19 protein-coding genes, 1 tRNA gene and 1 riboswitch are annotated in these 15,664 nt (G+C 65.6%); of the genes, 8 read left to right on the top strand and 12 right to left on the bottom strand.

The features are described 5' to 3' along the window. Positions 1-78 precede the first annotated feature (78 nt). Genes thiD through thiC form a run of 7 tightly spaced genes read right to left on the bottom strand, consistent with a single transcriptional unit; the run spans position 79 to position 6,127 of the window. Positions 79-783 (bottom strand): bifunctional hydroxymethylpyrimidine kinase/phosphomethylpyrimidine kinase, encoded by a 705-nt coding sequence (gene thiD, locus AC0QHF_RS27880; protein WP_324707549.1) that lies wholly within the window; start codon positions 781-783, stop codon positions 79-81. 5 nt (positions 784-788) lie between these two features. Next, on the bottom strand, positions 789-1,805 hold the full coding sequence (locus AC0QHF_RS27885) for a HesA/MoeB/ThiF family protein (protein ID WP_324707550.1): 1,017 nt from the start codon (positions 1,803-1,805) through the stop codon (positions 789-791). Further along, the gene (locus AC0QHF_RS27890; protein ID WP_324707551.1) at positions 1,793-2,389 is read right to left on the bottom strand and encodes a thiamine phosphate synthase; all 597 of its coding nucleotides are present in this window, start codon (positions 2,387-2,389) and stop codon (positions 1,793-1,795) included. Before AC0QHF_RS27890 ends, AC0QHF_RS27885 begins: the two co-directional genes overlap by 13 nt. Next, positions 2,386-3,168: a thiazole synthase gene (locus AC0QHF_RS27895; protein ID WP_324707552.1), complete on the bottom strand. Its 783-nt coding sequence runs from the start codon at positions 3,166-3,168 to the stop codon at positions 2,386-2,388. The genes AC0QHF_RS27890 and AC0QHF_RS27895 overlap by 4 nt, the downstream gene beginning before the upstream one ends. 4 nt (positions 3,169-3,172) lie before the next feature. Beyond that, the gene (gene thiS, locus AC0QHF_RS27900; RefSeq protein ID WP_324707553.1) at positions 3,173-3,358 is read right to left on the bottom strand and encodes a sulfur carrier protein ThiS; all 186 of its coding nucleotides are present in this window, start codon (positions 3,356-3,358) and stop codon (positions 3,173-3,175) included. Then, a complete protein-coding gene (locus tag AC0QHF_RS27905; protein ID WP_324707554.1) occupies positions 3,339-4,304 on the bottom strand; it encodes an FAD-dependent oxidoreductase in 966 nt (321 codons plus the stop codon). Before AC0QHF_RS27905 ends, thiS begins: the two co-directional genes overlap by 20 nt. Further along, on the bottom strand, positions 4,301-6,127 hold the full coding sequence (thiC, locus tag AC0QHF_RS27910; protein WP_375341472.1) for a phosphomethylpyrimidine synthase ThiC: 1,827 nt from the start codon (positions 6,125-6,127) through the stop codon (positions 4,301-4,303). Before thiC ends, AC0QHF_RS27905 begins: the two co-directional genes overlap by 4 nt. A gap of 123 nt (positions 6,128-6,250) precedes the next feature. Next, positions 6,251-6,371: riboswitch (TPP riboswitch) on the bottom strand. A 228-nt stretch (positions 6,372-6,599) separates the two neighbouring features. On the opposite strand from thiC, the gene bioB reads away from it, so the two are divergent. Further along, positions 6,600-7,577: a biotin synthase BioB gene (bioB, locus tag AC0QHF_RS27915; protein ID WP_239368643.1), complete on the top strand. Its 978-nt coding sequence runs from the start codon at positions 6,600-6,602 to the stop codon at positions 7,575-7,577. A 93-nt stretch (positions 7,578-7,670) separates the two neighbouring features. Beyond that, positions 7,671-8,189: a DUF2478 domain-containing protein gene (locus tag AC0QHF_RS27920; protein ID WP_324707556.1), complete on the top strand. Its 519-nt coding sequence runs from the start codon at positions 7,671-7,673 to the stop codon at positions 8,187-8,189. Between the two features lie 280 nt (positions 8,190-8,469). On the opposite strand, the gene AC0QHF_RS27925 is transcribed toward AC0QHF_RS27920, so the two are convergent. Continuing rightward, positions 8,470-8,553 (bottom strand) — tRNA-Tyr (locus AC0QHF_RS27925). Positions 8,554-8,672: 119 nt separating this feature from the next. On the opposite strand from AC0QHF_RS27925, the gene rlmB reads away from it, so the two are divergent. From rlmB to AC0QHF_RS27945, 4 genes are all read left to right on the top strand, one after another. Then, positions 8,673-9,461, top strand: a complete 789-nt coding sequence (gene rlmB, locus AC0QHF_RS27930) for a 23S rRNA (guanosine(2251)-2'-O)-methyltransferase RlmB (protein ID WP_239368639.1) — start codon at positions 8,673-8,675, stop codon at positions 9,459-9,461. Between the two features lie 85 nt (positions 9,462-9,546). Continuing rightward, positions 9,547-9,831, top strand: coding sequence for a hypothetical protein (locus AC0QHF_RS27935; protein ID WP_324707557.1), 285 nt, complete (start codon positions 9,547-9,549; stop codon positions 9,829-9,831). Positions 9,832-10,124: 293 nt separating this feature from the next. After that, positions 10,125-10,535: a YHS domain-containing (seleno)protein gene (locus AC0QHF_RS27940; RefSeq protein ID WP_324707558.1), complete on the top strand. Its 411-nt coding sequence runs from the start codon at positions 10,125-10,127 to the stop codon at positions 10,533-10,535. Between the two features lie 278 nt (positions 10,536-10,813). Next, positions 10,814-11,278 (top strand): CoA-binding protein, encoded by a 465-nt coding sequence (locus AC0QHF_RS27945; RefSeq protein ID WP_239323959.1) that lies wholly within the window; start codon positions 10,814-10,816, stop codon positions 11,276-11,278. 106 nt (positions 11,279-11,384) lie between these two features. On the opposite strand, the gene AC0QHF_RS27950 is transcribed toward AC0QHF_RS27945, so the two are convergent. Next, entirely contained in the window at positions 11,385-12,092 is a 708-nt protein-coding gene (locus AC0QHF_RS27950) for a helix-turn-helix transcriptional regulator (protein WP_324707559.1), read from the bottom strand. A gap of 89 nt (positions 12,093-12,181) precedes the next feature. Between AC0QHF_RS27950 and AC0QHF_RS27955 the strand changes: the two genes are divergently transcribed. Next, complete coding sequence (locus tag AC0QHF_RS27955) at positions 12,182-13,126, top strand: alpha/beta fold hydrolase (protein WP_324707560.1); 945 nt, start codon at positions 12,182-12,184, stop codon at positions 13,124-13,126. A gap of 100 nt (positions 13,127-13,226) precedes the next feature. Here the strand turns inward: AC0QHF_RS27955 and AC0QHF_RS27960 are convergent, their stop codons facing one another. Both AC0QHF_RS27960 and hisF read right to left on the bottom strand, forming a co-directional pair. After that, positions 13,227-13,544, bottom strand: a complete 318-nt coding sequence (locus AC0QHF_RS27960; RefSeq protein ID WP_005612644.1) for a phosphoribosyl-ATP diphosphatase — start codon at positions 13,542-13,544, stop codon at positions 13,227-13,229. Beyond that, positions 13,541-14,302, bottom strand: coding sequence for an imidazole glycerol phosphate synthase subunit HisF (hisF, locus tag AC0QHF_RS27965; RefSeq protein ID WP_375341473.1), 762 nt, complete (start codon positions 14,300-14,302; stop codon positions 13,541-13,543). The genes AC0QHF_RS27960 and hisF overlap by 4 nt, the downstream gene beginning before the upstream one ends. Positions 14,303-14,510: 208 nt before the next feature. Here hisF and AC0QHF_RS27970 point away from each other — a divergent pair, with 208 nt between their 5' ends. Next, positions 14,511-14,954, top strand: a complete 444-nt coding sequence (locus AC0QHF_RS27970; protein ID WP_324707562.1) for a DUF302 domain-containing protein — start codon at positions 14,511-14,513, stop codon at positions 14,952-14,954. A 39-nt stretch (positions 14,955-14,993) separates the two neighbouring features. Here AC0QHF_RS27970 and AC0QHF_RS27975 read toward each other — a convergent pair whose 3' ends face one another. Continuing rightward, on the bottom strand, positions 14,994-15,476 hold the full coding sequence (locus AC0QHF_RS27975) for a DUF2867 domain-containing protein (RefSeq protein WP_324707563.1): 483 nt from the start codon (positions 15,474-15,476) through the stop codon (positions 14,994-14,996). Between the last annotated feature and the right edge of the window lie 188 nt (positions 15,477-15,664).

Below are 15,664 nucleotides of genomic sequence, written 5' to 3' on the forward strand. Positions count from 1 at the left end.
CCGCCCCGCGGCGCGGGTCGCTTCGGGCCATGCCCGAAGCGAAACCCCTCACCAAGTGCAGGGGGGGCGGTGTCCCGGTCAGAGACGCAGCCAGCGGGTCAGTTCCGCCTTGGCGCTGCGGCAGGCCGCGGCCAGATCGGTGCCGGCCGCAATCTGGCAGGCGATGGCCGTGGCCAGACTGCATCCGGTTCCCCGTTTCCCGACGGCGACGCGCGGGGCGGCAAACTGTTCTGTCCCCTGCGGTGTAAACAGGTGATCGACACAGTGATCGCCGCGCGTATGGCCGCCCTTGATCAAAACCGCCCCGGCTCCCAACGCCAGGAGCGCCCGGGCCTGCGCCTGCAGGGCGTCGGCGCAGACCGCCTCGGGCAGGTCGCTCAGACAGGCCGCTTCGGGCAGGTTCGGGGTCAGCAGCGTTGATCGCCCGATCAGCGGGCGCAGGGCGGGTGCCGCGCTCAGCGTGCCCCCCGAACTGGCCCGCAGCACCGGATCGAAGACCAGCGGCAGATCCTGTGGCAGCAACTCCGCGAGGGCGGCGACCTGTGCGTCTGTCGCGACCATGCCGATCTTGATCGCAGCGGGCATGGGGGCGGCAAGCGCGGCCTGCAGTTGCGCCCGCACCACCGACGGCGGCACCGGGTTGAGAGCACTGACCCCCGTATCTGTCTGCACCGTGACGGCCGTCACCACCGGTTTCACCTCGCAGCCCATGCGCACCGCCATGGCCGCGTCCCGCGTCAGCCCGGCACCGCCGCTGGGGTCCGTGCCGCCGATCACGACCACCCGCCTCACGGGGCCTGCACCGCATGCAGGCTGAGGCGCTCGAACCCCGCCGCCCGGAGCTGCCGCGCCGCTTGCCAGGCCCGCAGCCCGCTGGCGCAGGCCAGGGTGATGTGCCTGTCCGTGCGCGGGGATCGTCCGGCGCAAGAGACCCGTCGCAACTGTTCCAGCATCGCGCCGCGCAAGGCATCGGGCGCGATGCGCCAGGCGTCGGGTGTCACCGGATCCGGCGCTTCCGCGGTGCTGCGCAGATCGACCACAATCCGGTCCGACGGCATATCGGCGGGCAGCCCGACAAAGCCAAAGCCCGCCGCCGGCTCCTCCGCCGTGTCGAAGCGAAAGCCCGCAGTTTGCAAGCGCCCCATGTCAAAGGACAGCAACTGCCCCGCCACCGGCGGCGCTGTCATCAGGATCTGTTGCAGCACCATCTGCGCCTGGGCGGCACCGATCAGGCCCACCACCGGCCCCATGACACCGGCGCTGGCGCAGGTGGCGGCCCGGTCGGGCAGGTCGGGAAACACCGCCCGCAGCGAGGGGGCGGGCCCGCAGAACCCGCCGACATAGCCGGTGGTGCCAAGTGCAGAGGCGGAGATCATCACCGTGCTGGCCACCCGACAGGCATCCGACAGGATATAGGACACGGCAAAGCTGTCAGCGGCATCGACCACCACATCGGCCCCCGCGATTGCGGACGCTGCGTTTGAAGCTCCCAACGGTTCGGCCCGCGCGACCACCTCGAGGGCGGGCGCAAGTCGGCGCAGCACCCGGGCCGCGGTGTCGGCCTTGGGCGCGCCCACATCATCCGGCGCGTAGAGCGGCTGACGGTGCAGGTTGGTCCGCTCAATCCGGTCGGGGTCCATCACGGTGATGCGGCCCACACCGGCGGTGGCGAGATACGTCAGCACCGGACAGCCCAGCCCGCCGGCGCCGACCACCAGCACATGTGCGGCCGCCAATCGCGCCTGGCCCTCCGCGCCGACCTCCGGCAGGGCGATCTGGCGCGCAAACGCGCTCAGGTCCGACACGCGGCCACCCACGCGCGGGTTCGGGCTTCGGGATCTTCCGCCGCCTGAATGTCGGTCACCACCGCAGCGCTGTCCGCCCCGGCCGCAAAGACATCCGGCAGGCGCTCCAGCGTCACCCCGCCGATGGCCACCAGCGGCACGGCGCCCGCGAGGCTCTTCCAGCGGGTCACCCGCTCCAGCCCCTGCGGGTCCCATTTCATCTGTTTCAGCTTGGTTTCATAGACCGGACCCAGGGCCACATAGGCCGGGTCCTGCGCCAACGCCCGCTCCAGCTCCGCCTCGTCATGGGTCGACAGGCCAAACCGCACGCCGGCCCGGCGCAGGGCGTCGAAATCCGCGGTCTCCATGTCCTCTTGACCGAGGTGCACAAAATCGCAGTTGAGGTCGAGCGCCGCCTGCCAGTGATCGTTGACCACCAGTTGGGCGCCGTAGACCGCACAGAAGTCACGCGCCCGGGCAATCTGACGGCGCACCTCCGCATCGGGCTGATCCTTGATCCGTAGCTGCACCAGCCGCGCGCCCTGCGGCACCAGCAACTCCACCCGGCCCACATGGCCGACGATCAGGTAAAACCGTTCCATCATGTCTTCTCCGCCAAATTCAGGTCCGCCAGTCCCATCACCGGGGTGGAGGGGACCGCCATGTCGCGTCGCTCCATCGGGTCGGCCAGGCAGGCCTTGTGTCCCGCGTCCACCGCCAGCGCCATGGCGCGCGCCATCAGCGCCGGATCGCCCGCCTTGGCCACCGCCGTGTTCAACAGCACCGCATCCATGCCCAGCTCCATCGCGGCCGCCGCATCCGAGGGCCGCCCAATGCCGGCATCCACCACCAGCGGAACATCCGGAAAATGCGCCCGCATCGCGCGCAGCCCCTCGGGGTTCGCCAGCCCGCGACCGGATCCGATCGGCGCGCCCCAGGGCATCAGCACCGTGCAGCCGGCCTCCAGCAGCCGTTCGCCCACCACCAGATCCTCGGTGGTATAGGGAAAGACCTTGAACCCCTCGGCACTCAGCACGCGCGCGGCCTCCACCAGGCCAAAGACATCCGGCTGCAGGGTGTCCGCATGGCCGATGACCTCCAGCTTGATCCAGTCGGTGCCAAAGACCTCCCGCGCCATCTGCGCGGTGGTGATGGCGTCGCGCGCCGAGTGACACCCGGCCGTATTGGGCAGGATGCGCACGCCGGTCTCGCGCAGCAGATCCCAGAACCCCGCGCCAGATCCATTGGCGGCCTCACGGCGCAAGGAGACGGTGACCAGATCGGTGTCGCTGGCGCGGATCGCCGCCTGTAGGACGGCGGGCGAGGGGTATTGCGCGGTGCCCAGAAACAGGCGTGACGTCAGTGTTTCGCCATAGACCTCCATGATCTCAGCCCCCCTGCATCGGCGCCAGAACCTCGATCCGGTCGCCGGGGTGCAGCGGCTGCGCGGCGCGCGCGTCTCGGGCCACGAACTGCCCGTTTAGTGCCGTTGCGATGGCCGGGCTGGTGTAGCCCAGCTCCATCAGCGCGGCGGCCAGCGACGGGCCGGTGATCTCATGCGGTTCGGAATTCACGAGTATTTTCATCGCGGTGCTCCATCAATTGGTCTGCGGCGGCTTCGGCCATGGCCGGGGCCAGCAGGAACCCGTGTCGGTACAGCCCGTTGAGAAACAGCGTGCCGTCACGCCGCTCCAGCCGGGGCAGGTTGTCGGGAAAGGCAGGGCGCAGACCGGCGCCGGTCTCCACCACCTCCGCCTCGGCAAAGGCGGGCGACAGCGCATAGGCCGCCCCCAGCAGCTCCATCAGGGCGCGCAGGGTCGGCGGGCCGGCGTGATCGCTTTCCACCATGGACGCGCCCAGCATGTAGTGCCCATCGCCCCGGGGCACGAGGTAGATCGGCGTGCGCGGATGCAGCAGGCGCAGTGTGCGGCTGATCTCCACCTCCGGGCAGCGCAGGATCGCCATCTCGCCCCGGACCGACCGCAAGGACGGCAGCGGGGCCGCCATGCCGGTGCAATCCAGATCGACCTGCTGCGGGGCCTCGGTGCCGAGGCTGATCTCTCCGCCCAGATCCACCACCGCGCGCGCCAGATCCCGCAGCGCCCGGCGCGGGTCCAGATGCGCCTCGCCCTCAAAGAACAGCCCCTGATCGAACCGCCCCGCCAGCGCCGGTTCCAGCGCGCCGATCTCCGCCCCGCCGACCTGCCGGTACGCACGGGTGCGACGTCCGAAACGTGCCACCTCTGCCCGGTCGCGGCGCGGTGCCACCACCAGCGTGCCGCGCCGGTGCACCGGGGTGATCCGGGCCCACCAGTCGAAGGCGCGGCTGCCGAGAGAGATCACCTCCTCCTCGGCGCTTTCGCGTTCGCACCAGGGCGCCAGCATGCCGCCCGCGTAGCGGGCCGCACTGTCGGCACCGATCCCCCCGGAGCGTTCGAACAGGCGCACCGCCACGCCCCGGCGGGCCAGTGCATAGGCGCAGGCGAGGCCTGCCAGACCTGCGCCCGCGATGGTGATCACGCCGACTCCTCCGGCGTGTCCGCCGCAGCATCCGCCACCGGCACATAAAGCTCGCCCCCTTCGCGGAACTTCGCCGCCATCGCCTCGAACCCCTCCTTCTGGGCCTCGGCGCGGATGTCGTGGCTGATCCGCATGGAGCAGAACTTCGGCCCGCACATGGAACAGAAATGCGCCACCTTGTGCGCCTCTTTCGGCAGGGTCTCGTCGTGAAAGCTCTGTGCCGTTTCCGGGTCCAGCGACAGGTTGAACTGGTCCTCCCAGCGGAACTCAAACCGTGCGCGGCTCAGCGCATCATCACGCCGCTGCGCGCCGGGCAGACCCTTGGCCAGATCAGCGGCATGGGCGGCGATCTTGTAAGTGATCACCCCGGTTTTTACATCATCGCGGTCCGGCAGACCGAGGTGTTCCTTTGGCGTCACGTAACAGAGCATCGCGCAGCCAAACCAGCCGATCATCGCCGCGCCAATGCCAGACGTGATGTGATCGTACCCCGGCGCAATATCCGTGGTCAGCGGCCCCAGCGTGTAAAACGGCGCCTCGTGGCAGCACTCCAGCTGCTTGTCCATGTTCTCCTTGATCTTGTGCATGGCCACATGGCCCGGCCCCTCGATCATCACTTGGCAGTCCTTGGCCCAGGCGATCTTGGTCAGCTCGCCCAGCGTCTCCAGTTCGGCAAATTGCGCCTCGTCATTGGCATCGGCGATCGATCCGGGACGCAAGCCGTCGCCCAGCGAGAAGCTCACATCATAGCGGCGGCAGATGTCGCAGATTTCCTCGAAGTGCTCGTAGAGGAAGCTCTCCTTGTGGTGATGCAGGCACCACTTTGCCATGATCGACCCACCGCGCGACACGATCCCGGTGACGCGTTCCACGGTCATCGGCACCATATGCAGCCGCACGCCTGCGTGGATGGTGAAATAATCGACGCCCTGTTCCGCCTGTTCGATCAGCGTGTCGCGGAACACCTCCCAGGTCAGGTCCTCGGCAATGCCGTTCACCTTTTCCAGCGCCTGATAGATCGGCACGGTGCCGATGGGCACCGGCGAATTGCGGATGATCCATTCCCGGGTGTTGTGGATGTTGCGGCCCGTGGACAGGTCCATCACCGTATCCGCGCCCCAGCGGATCGCCCAGACCAGTTTGTCCACCTCTTCCTCCATCGAGGAGGTGACGGCCGAGGTGCCCATATTGGCGTTGATCTTCACCTTAAAATTGCGGCCGATGATCATCGGCTCCAGCTCCGGGTGGTTGATATTGGCGGGGATGATGGCGCGCCCGGCGGCGATCTCGGAGCGCACGAATTCAGGCGTCACATAGTCGGGGATATTGGCCCCGAAATCCTCGCCATCGCGGCTACCATGACAGGGCGACAGCTCGCGCAGCTGGTTCTCGCGAATGGCGATATACTCCATCTCCGGCGTGATGATCCCGGCGCGGGCATAGGCGAGCTGCGTCGGGGCGGCATCCCCGGTCCCGCGCAGGGGCGCGGGCCGCACCGGGAACTCCGGCACCAGCCGGTCGCCGGCGACAAAGCCATTGTCCGCAGGGGTAACATCGCGGCCCTGATAGGCCTCGACATCGCCGCGATCCTTGATCCAGGCGGCGCGCAGCGGCGCCAGACCCTCGCGAATGTCGGTCAGGATCTCCGGATCCGTATAGGGCCCGGAACTGTCATAGACCGGCAGCGGCGCTTCGCCCGCGGTCGGATGGGTGGCGATTTCACGCATCGGCACGCGGATGTCCTTGTGCATCTCGCCTGCCACATAGATCTTGCGCGACGCAGGCAATGCGCCTGTGGTGATCTTTGGGTTGGGGACGTTCATCTTGGTGCTCCTCGAGTCCATTCTCAAAAAGACACCAATTGAGCCGGGCCGGAGGAAAACGGGGCAGGGGGTACAGGTCCTGCCGTGTCAGAGCAGCGGCGGATCAACCCTGTACCGGGGCGATGCGCGACTGTCCTAGCTTCCTACGCCAGTATCAACTGGGTCAGGTTCTAAGGGTCGCGTCACCGGGATTTCTCCCTGTCTGCCTCTCAGTCCCCTCGGCGGGACTCCCCTGCGTGGCCCTAGGCGTAGGGGAGGACATGGCAGCCCGTCAAGAGGTTTCTGATCCACGCCCACCTGCAGAGAGTTCTGCCGTGCATTCGCCCTATGCGCGTATTTTTGATGGGCATGCCTGAATGAAACTCAAATATATTCAACGCTGTACTGCCCATATTCATGGTTTATATATTATCTATAAAAGATTCGCGCCTCCTTGGCGTGTAGTGTGATCCGTTATCCAGCGAGGCTTCCCATGCTCGACACCCCCCTTATCCGCACCGACTGGACCCGGCAGGAGGCAGAGGAGATCTATGCCCAGCCCTTCATGGATCTGCTGTTTCAGGCCCAGAGCCTGCACCGGCAGATGTTTGATCCCAACGCGGTGCAGAAATCGCGCCTCCTGTCGATCAAGACCGGCGGCTGCGCTGAGGATTGCGCCTATTGCGCGCAATCGGCACGCAATGGAGCGCAGCTCCCGGCCTCCAAACTGATCGAGGTGCAGCGGGTGATTGCCGAGGCCAAGAAGGCCCGCGACGCTGGTGCCACGCGCTACTGCATGGGCGCGGCCTGGCGCGGCCCCAAGGCGCGCGACATGGCTCAGCTGGAAGCGATGATCACGGGCGTCAAGGCGCTGGGGATGGAGACCTGCATGACCCTGGGCATGCTGGAGCAGGATCAGGTGCTGCGCCTGCGGGATGCGGGGCTCGATTACTACAATCACAACATCGACACCTCGGAGCGCTACTACCCGGAGGTCATCACCACCCGCAGCTTTGCGGATCGGCTGGACACCCTGGCGCGGGTGCGCGAGGCCGGGATCAACGTCTGCTCGGGCGGCATCCTTGGCATGGGTGAAGAGCGCGGCGACCGGATCGACATGCTGCTGAGCCTTGCGACGCTGCCGGAACATCCGCAATCAGTACCGATCAACATGCTGATTCCGATGGCAGATACGCCACTGGCCGACACGCCTCCGCTTGATCCGCTCGAATTTGTCCGCACCATTGCGCTGGCCCGCATCCTGATGCCGCGCGCGCATGTGCGGCTCTCGGCCGGGCGCACCGAGATGAGCGATGAACTGCAGGCGATGTGCATCTTTGCCGGGGCGAACTCGATCTTCATGGGCGACACGCTCCTGACCGCCGACAACCCGGAGGAGGACGCGGACGAGGCGCTCTTTGCCCGGCTGGGCCTCAGCGCCATGGCAGCGGGCACGCATGGTACGCGCTGATCTGCGACAATCACGGCCTGCGTCGCCACTGGCGGGCGCCGTCCTTTCGCGCTAATCTGCCGCTTGCGCAGACGACATGCAAAGGACGACCCCATGCAGCTTGCCTATGTGATGACCACCGAACGCGGTGCCACCGACCGCCTGTTGACCGCATTGGCAGAGCGGTTGGCCGAAAGGGGCATTCGCACCGCAGGCATCGTGCAGACCAACACCGATTGCTATGACAGCAAGCTCTGCGACATGGATGTGCGCGTCCTGCCCGAGGGGGAAACCATCCGGATCTCCCAGTCCCTGGGCGAGGGCGCCCGTGGCTGCCGTCTCAACCCCGAGGCGCTCGAACGCGCCGTCGGGCTGGTCACCGCCCAGCTTGCCACCACACCCGCGCCGCAGGTGCTGCTGGTCAATAAATTCGGCAAACACGAGGCCGATGGCCGTGGCATGCGCCCGGTCATCGCCGAAGCGCTGGCCATGGGGCTGCCGGTGGTGTCCGGCGTCAACCGGATGAACGTCGAGGCCTTCGAGGGGTTCGCCGAAGGTCTGGCCGTCGAAACCGCCCCCGATCTCGACACGCTGGTCGCCTGGGTCGAAGCGGCGCTTGCCCAGACGGTCTGACGGCTCGGCCAGGGCGCGCCCGTGATCAGTTCCAGGGGACGCCGAGCAGCGGTTCCTGCCGCGGCACCAGCCTTCATCTTCTTGGAAATATCCCGGGGTCCGGGGCAGCGCCCCGGCGCCATCGCTCACCCGCAAAATCTGCAATAATCCACCTGGCGCAGCCGCACCGGCTTCCCCGGTCGCGCGCGGGGGTGGACCACAGTATTTGGAAAAACGACCCACAGGACGGCGAATACCATCCTGTCTCAGGTCGTTGATTTTTCAGTTGAAAGAGAGAAGATGGTGGGCGACCTAGGAATCGAACCTAGCGTGCGTCTCCGCGAGGGAGTTACAGTCCCCTGCCACACCTTGCGGCCTGTCGCCCACGGTCAGAAGCATGTTGCACCTGACGTGGAGGCGTGATTACTAGCGCACCAAACGGGCGTCAACCGGAAAAGCGCAACTTTTTTCCGCCGCCTCGCATTTTGTTTTCCGGAGCATGTCATGAACAAGAAACCCAGCAAGAAACCCGCCTGGGTGGTGGAAAAGGAAAAGGCCAAAAAGGCGGCCTCGGCGGAAACCGTCTGGCTGTTTGGCCTGCATGCGGTGCGCGATGCGCTGCTCAATCCCCGGCGCGAAAAGCTGCGCCTTGTGGTGACATTGAATGCCCAGAACAAGCTCGAAGACGCCATCGCCGCCTCCGGCATGACACCCGATGTGGTCGATCCGCGCAAATTCTCGGTGCCGATCGATCCCGGCTCGGTGCACCAGGGGGCGGCGCTGGAAGTCAAGCCGCTGAACTGGGGCGGGCTTGAGGACAATTGCATCGGCGCCGAAATCCCGCGGGTGATCCTGCTGGATCGGGTGACCGACCCCCACAACGTTGGCGCCATCCTGCGCTCGGCCGAAGTGCTCGGCGCTTCGGCGGTGATCGGCACCCGTCACCACTCGGCCCCGGAAACCGGGGCTCTGGCCAAAACCGCCTCCGGCGCGCTGGAACGCCAGCCGTACCTGCGCATGCGCAACCTCTCGGACAGTATCGTGGCGCTGCAACAGATGGGGTATCTGGTGCTGGGGCTGGACGGCGAGGCCGAGGAAACCATCGAGGAGGCGGTCGCGGGCCGCACCTCCGATCCGATCGCCCTGGTGCTGGGCGCCGAAGGGCCGGGCTTGCGGCAAAAGACCAAGGAAACCGTCGATAAGCTGGTCAAGATCGACGCGGCGCGCGGTTTTGGCTCGCTCAATGTTTCAAATGCGGCGGCGCTCTCCCTATATGCTTCGTTGAAGGGCTGAACAGGAGGAGGTCCCCATCGCACATAAGAGCATCCCCGGCGGCAAACTCATTCGCTGTTGTTACTGTGGCGTCCAGTCCACATTTGTGCCCGATGCGGCCGTGCACGCGCTGGTGTGTGGCACCTGCGGCGCGCCGCTGTCGGCGCAAAAGATGCGGCCGCTGGCAGGGCAGAAAACGGCGCAGACCCGTGGCAAACGGCCCAAGGCGTCAAAACCGGCCAAACCCAACCCCACCCGCGCGGCAAAGACCGGTGATTGGGGCGATCTGGCAGCGGGGCTGGTGGCCAAGCAGCTGAAAAAGAAAAAGAAGAAGAAGAAGAAATCCGGCTGGAAAAAGGTCTTTGACGCGATCGAGGACATCTTCGACTGACACCGCGTGACAGCCCCCTCAAGGGGGCGCGACGAGGCGCGACGGGGCCGACAGGACAGGCGGGCCCGGCAGACTGCGCGCAGGCCCGCCGTGGGCGCGCGCATTTTGAATCCTGTGTGCAACACTTGTCACAAGCTGTTCAAATTCCCGTATCCGGTCTTTTCCGACGCCGCGCCAGTCGGCATTCTCTGTGCCATCTGAAATCGTGCCGGAGGGAGACTGTGCTGCATCATCGTCTGATACCCGCCCTGCGTGGGCTGGGCGCTGTCATCATGACTGCGGGGATGTGTGCCATGGTCCCCGCAACCCAAGCCGCGGCCGGGACGCTCTATATCGCGGTTGACGACGGAATTGCCATCGGGGGCTACGACCCTGTGTCCTTCCACCTGGCCGACGCGCCATTGAAGGGGCATTCGGATCACGCGCTGATGTGGAAAGGGGCGGTCTGGCTCTTCCACTCCGCCGAGAACCAGTCGCGCTTCGAGGCCAACCCGAGAGCCTATGCACCCCGTTTCGGCGGCCATTGCGCCTATGGCATGGCCCGTGGTCGGGTGTTCGACGGCAATCCCCTGACGTGGGAGATCGTCGACGGGCGGCTCTATCTGTTTCATACGCCGCGGGTGGAGGCCTTGTGGCTGGCAGAGCCGGACGGGATGATCCGGGCGGCACGGGCGGCCTGGCCCGGAGTGCTGCAAGCGGATTGATCACGCGCTTGGTGCTGCGCGGGGCAGAGTCAAGCTGCAATACACGCGCCCTCTTCACAAAAAAGAGAGCCGCTCTTTCAATCCGCCGCGACAGCCCCAGATTCAATAGCAGGCTGTGGCTTTGGAACCGCCACAGATCTTTTTCACTGTCCCTCGTTCCACACCTCGCGCCCGGAGCTTCTTCGGGCGCTTTTTTCTTGGCGCCTCTGCCCGCAGGTCTGCGAGGTGTCTGCGTGGCGGGGCTTGCGCTGACGGCAACACCTGCGCAGAGTGTCCACATGTATTCGGATGCGCATCTCAGAACCATATTGACCCGCACAAAGGTGATCGCCGTTGTCGGGGTCTCGCCCAATCCGGTGCGGCCGAGCTATTACGTCGCCCGCTACCTGTCGCTGAAGGGCTATCGGGTGATCCCGGTGAACCCGGGCCATGCCGGAACGCAGTTGTTTGGCGCAACGGTGCACGCATCGCTCTCCGAGATTGCGGAGCCGGTGGATATGGTCGATATCTTCCGCCGCCCCGAAGCGGTGCCCGGCATCGTGGAAGAGGCGCTTGCAGCCTTTCCGACGCTGCGGACGATCTGGATGCAGATCGGGGTGGAGCATGCCGAGGCCGCGGCACAGGCGCAGGCCCGTGGCGTGGATGTGATCCAGAACCGCTGCCCAAAGATCGAATACCAGCGCCTGTTCGGCGAGCTGCGCCAGGGCGGCTTTGCAACCGGTATCATTTCCTCAAAACTCTGAAGGGCGGGCGAGGGGCGGCTCCCGCCCGTCGTTGCGCATGGGACATGCGCGCCTCCCGTTGGGCCCGGCGCCTTGCCTGGCGGCAAGGCGCGGTCCTCTGCCGGGGTTAGCGGAGGGGGCGCACGCCATCGTCGAACGTCACGTGGCGTTTCTGAAACCGGGTGCCCTCGATGCAGTCTGGGGCGCTGATCCGGTCCATGCGGAAATGGCGCACCGCCGCGCGGTCGGGATCCCAGGCCACCAGATACCACAGAGGCGGCAGCACCAGGATCGCCTGCGGCTCGACCCGGCGGGTCGAGGTGGCCCCCTTTGCATCGCGGTATCGGAACGCGAGGAGAACCCGATCCAGGAATGCCGTCTCGAAGGCTGGCAGCAGCGCCGGGTCCATCGGGCCGAGGTCGGAAATGTCCACCTGCGGGGCCAGCCTGCCGACATAGAGACAGTCCAGGAAACGCCGCAGGTCGCGGATCTTGTCCGCCGGCAGTGACCTTTCGATCTTGGCCAAGCCGCTGTCGGCGAGCCCGGAAAACGGCAGCTGGCCGGCGGCCTTCATGCTTGCAACGCTGATCACCAGCGCAAAGACCTCGGTCACCGACAGGCGCGCGGTGGCCCGCACGGAGCCGATATCAAGGCAGAGACCGCCGCCGCGCCCGGGATCGGCATGGATCACATACCCCTCATCCCGCAGCGCGGCGATGTCCCGCAGGATGGTGCGGCGCGAGGCGCTGACATCATGGGCCAGGGCGCGCACCGTCGTGCTGCCCCTGCGGCGCAGAATGCGCAGGATGCTGTCCTGTCGGTGACGCGGAGTCATATCCGTCTGCGGCCCCCTCAAATGGTGTCAGAATTTGGCACCATTGCAGATTAGGCCGCGTTTGACGTGTTCAACAAGGAGATAACGCGATGCCTGAGACGACCCTTTTTCCCGCCCCCAGCTTTGTTTCTGTGAATGGTGTCGAACTGGAGGTGTTCGAGTGCGGCCAGGAAAACGCCGGCCACCCGATCCTGCTGTGCCACGGCTGGCCGGAGCATGCCTATTCCTGGCGCGAGCAGATGCCGGCGCTGGCGGCGGCCGGGTACCATGTGATCGCCCCGAACCAGCGCGGCTATGGACGGTCGTCCCGTCCGGCCGAGGTTGAGGCCTATGACATTGCCGCCCTGACGGGGGATCTGGTGGGGCTGCTGGATCACTTCGGCTATCAGCAGGCCATATGTGTGGGGCATGACTGGGGCGCGAATGTGGTCTGGGGGCTGGCACAACTGCATCCGGACCGGGTGTCCGGCATCGTCAGCCTGGCCTTGCCCTACCAGCCCCGCACGCCGAAACCCTGGATCGAATTCATCGAGGAGGTGTTTGGCAGCGACCACTACCTTGTGCATTTCAACCGCCAGCCCGGGGTGGCGGATGCGGTGCTCGACCAGAACGCGGCGCAGTTCCTGCGCAACCTGTTTCGCAAGAACCTGCCGCCGGCGCAGCCTTCACCGGGCATGATGATGATGGATCTGGCCCTTGCGCAGCAGCCGCAGGGCGACCCGGTGATGTGTGACGAGGATCTGGCGGTCTTTGTGTCCGCCTTTGCGGAGACCGGGTTCACCGGTAGCATCAACTGGTATCGCAACCTCGACCGCAACTGGCATCTTCTGGCCGATGTCGCGCCCCGGATCGACCAGCGCGCCCTGATGATCTATGGCGCGCAGGACACGATCCCCCAATCCGATAGTCTGACGGAGTTCGTGCCCAACGTGGAGATCGTCACCCTGGAGTGTGGCCACTGGATTCAGCAGGAACGCCCGCAGGAGACGACAGAGGCAATCCTGACCTGGTTGGCGCAGGCCCCCACTGCCTGATCCGACCGCCTGAACCGGCCGCCTGATCCGGGCACCGATCAGCGCGCGCTGCCCATCGATCTGATCGGTGGGCAGGCGTCCTGTGCCGTGCCGACAAGTGTTATCCCTTGGGGCGGGCCGCTTTTTCGGCGATGCCGCTCAGGCCCTGACGCTCGGCCAGAACCTTGAGCACATCATCCAAGGCCACATCGCGCGCGGCCAGCATCACCAGGAAATGATAGAGCACATCCGCGCCCTCGGACGCGAGCCCCGCCTTGTTGTCCTTCACCGCCTCGATGATGGCCTCTATGGCTTCTTCGCCGAATTTCTCCGCACATTTCTCCGGCCCTTTGGACAGGAGTTTCGCGGTCCAACTGGTGTCTGGATCGGTGCCCTTGCGCGACAGAATGGTCTGTTCGAGGTCATGCAGCAGGGTCATTGGAGCCTCATCGGGATGCCGTTGGCGATCATGTGCTCTTTGGCCTGTTGCACCGTGTATTCGCCGAAGTGGAAGATCGAGGCAGCCAGGACCGCGCTGGCGCCACCTTTGGTCACGCCGTCCACGAGGTGATCCAGAGTGCCGACACCGCCAGAGGCAATCACCGGCACATCCACCGCATCGGAAATCGCGCGGGTCATCTCGAGGTTGAAACCCGATTTGGTGCCGTCGCGATCCATCGAGGTCAGCAGGATCTCGCCCGCGCCCTTGGCGGTCACCAGACGGGCAAATTCCACCGCGTCGATGCCGGTCTCGCGGCGCCCGCCATGGGTGAAGATCTCCCATTTGCCGGGGGCGACGGATTTGGCGTCAATGGCGCAGACGATGCACTGGCTGCCGAACTGGTCGGCGGCCTCGCGGATCACATCCGGGTTGGCCACCGCAGCAGAGTTGAAAGAGACCTTGTCCGCCCCAGCAAGCAAAAGCGCGCGCACATCGTCCTTGGTGCGTACGCCGCCGCCCACGGTGAGCGGCACAAAGCATTGCTCGGCGGTGCGGCGCACCATGTCAAACATCGTGCCGCGGTTTTGATGGGTCGCGTGGATGTCGAGGAAACAGATCTCATCGGCACCGGCGGCGTCATAGGCGCGCGCGGCCTCCACCGGATCGCCTGCGTCACGCAGGCCGACAAAATTCACGCCCTTGACCACACGGCCATCGGCGACATCGAGACAGGGAATGAGACGGGTCTTAAGCATATTTGCCTTATGGACCGGAACCGGCGGCGGGAAAAGAGGGCATCGCGCGCTGGCTTGCGAATTGCACGAGGTTGGCAGGGGGCAGGCGCGGGGCAGGGGGTGGCCGGTCTTTGCCGATTTCAGCGCGTGTCGCCTTTGTGACTGGCGAAGCCCGGTGACGCGCGCCAGATTTTGCGCCAAATCGTCCATTTGTGATTGAGGAGATCTTATGAAAACCTTTGTAACCGCTGCCGCGATTGCCCTGATGAGCGCCGTGCCCGGCCTTGCGGATCTGGTCAAAGTCGAGAGCCGTCATTCCGTGCCCGCAACACTGGATGCGCTCGAAATGGCGCTGGACAAGGCAGGCGCGACGGTCTTTGCCCGCGTCGATCATGCCAAAGGGGCCGAGGGCATTGGCGAGGAGCTTGCCGCCTCGCAACTGCTGATCTTTGGCAATCCCAAGATCGGCACAGCGGCGATGCAGGCTGATGCGCGTGCGGGCCTGTTTTTGCCGCTCAAGGCGCTGGCCTATGAGGACAGCGAGGGCAAGGTCTGGCTCACCTATGAGGATCCGGTGATGATGTTCGAGGGGCTGGATATCAAAGCCAACGCTGAATTCATCGCGGGCATGACCGCGGCGCTGCAAAACCTCTCGGAGGCCGCAACGCAGTAGCGGGTTTGCGGAATACTCTGTCTCGGCGTGAGGGCTGCGTTAGTGCGGCGTTTGCGCTGAGGCAGAAGGCGCGTCTGCGCGCGCGATCCGGCGCATGGAATCGTGCACGATCAGGATGTGAAACGGCATCACCACCATCAGGTAGATCCGTCCCAGCCAATTGTTACGGTGCACCCAAGTCGCCATGTGAATGCGCCCTGCCTCCTGACGCAGGCAGATGCGGAAATTCAGGTGGGTGTCATCGGTTCCCAGGATCACCTCCTGCGCATCGTCATAAGTGACCGGAAAAATCGCGCCTTCACCGGTATCGCTCACTTCGGTCTTGAGGCCCAAAGGGCGCACGATGTGGTTGCGCAACGCCAGCAGGGCACTGGCCCATTTGGGCATGCTGAGGCCGATATCCGCCGCCTCCCGTGGGCCAAGGCGGCTCTCCACCGCATAGCCATCAATGAAGTCACCCGGTTGAACCATCCTCCACAGGAAAGAGGTTTTTGGCAGCGGGCTGGTCTCGATCTTCGGCATGGCGCGGCTCCTTACCGGGGAGCGTGACAGGCTCGGGCGTGTGGCGCCAGTGGGCAAGGTGCCGCAGACCGAGTGCTGTGCTCTCCAGCGAGGGGAAGGCTCCCGCCCCCGATGCAATCCCCGCCTTTGGCGAGGATCTTTCGGCGTTGGGCCGGGCGCGGAGGCGCGTGTCCGCAGGACACGCGCCT

This window comes from Lyngbya sp. CCY1209 (assembly GCF_055795065.1).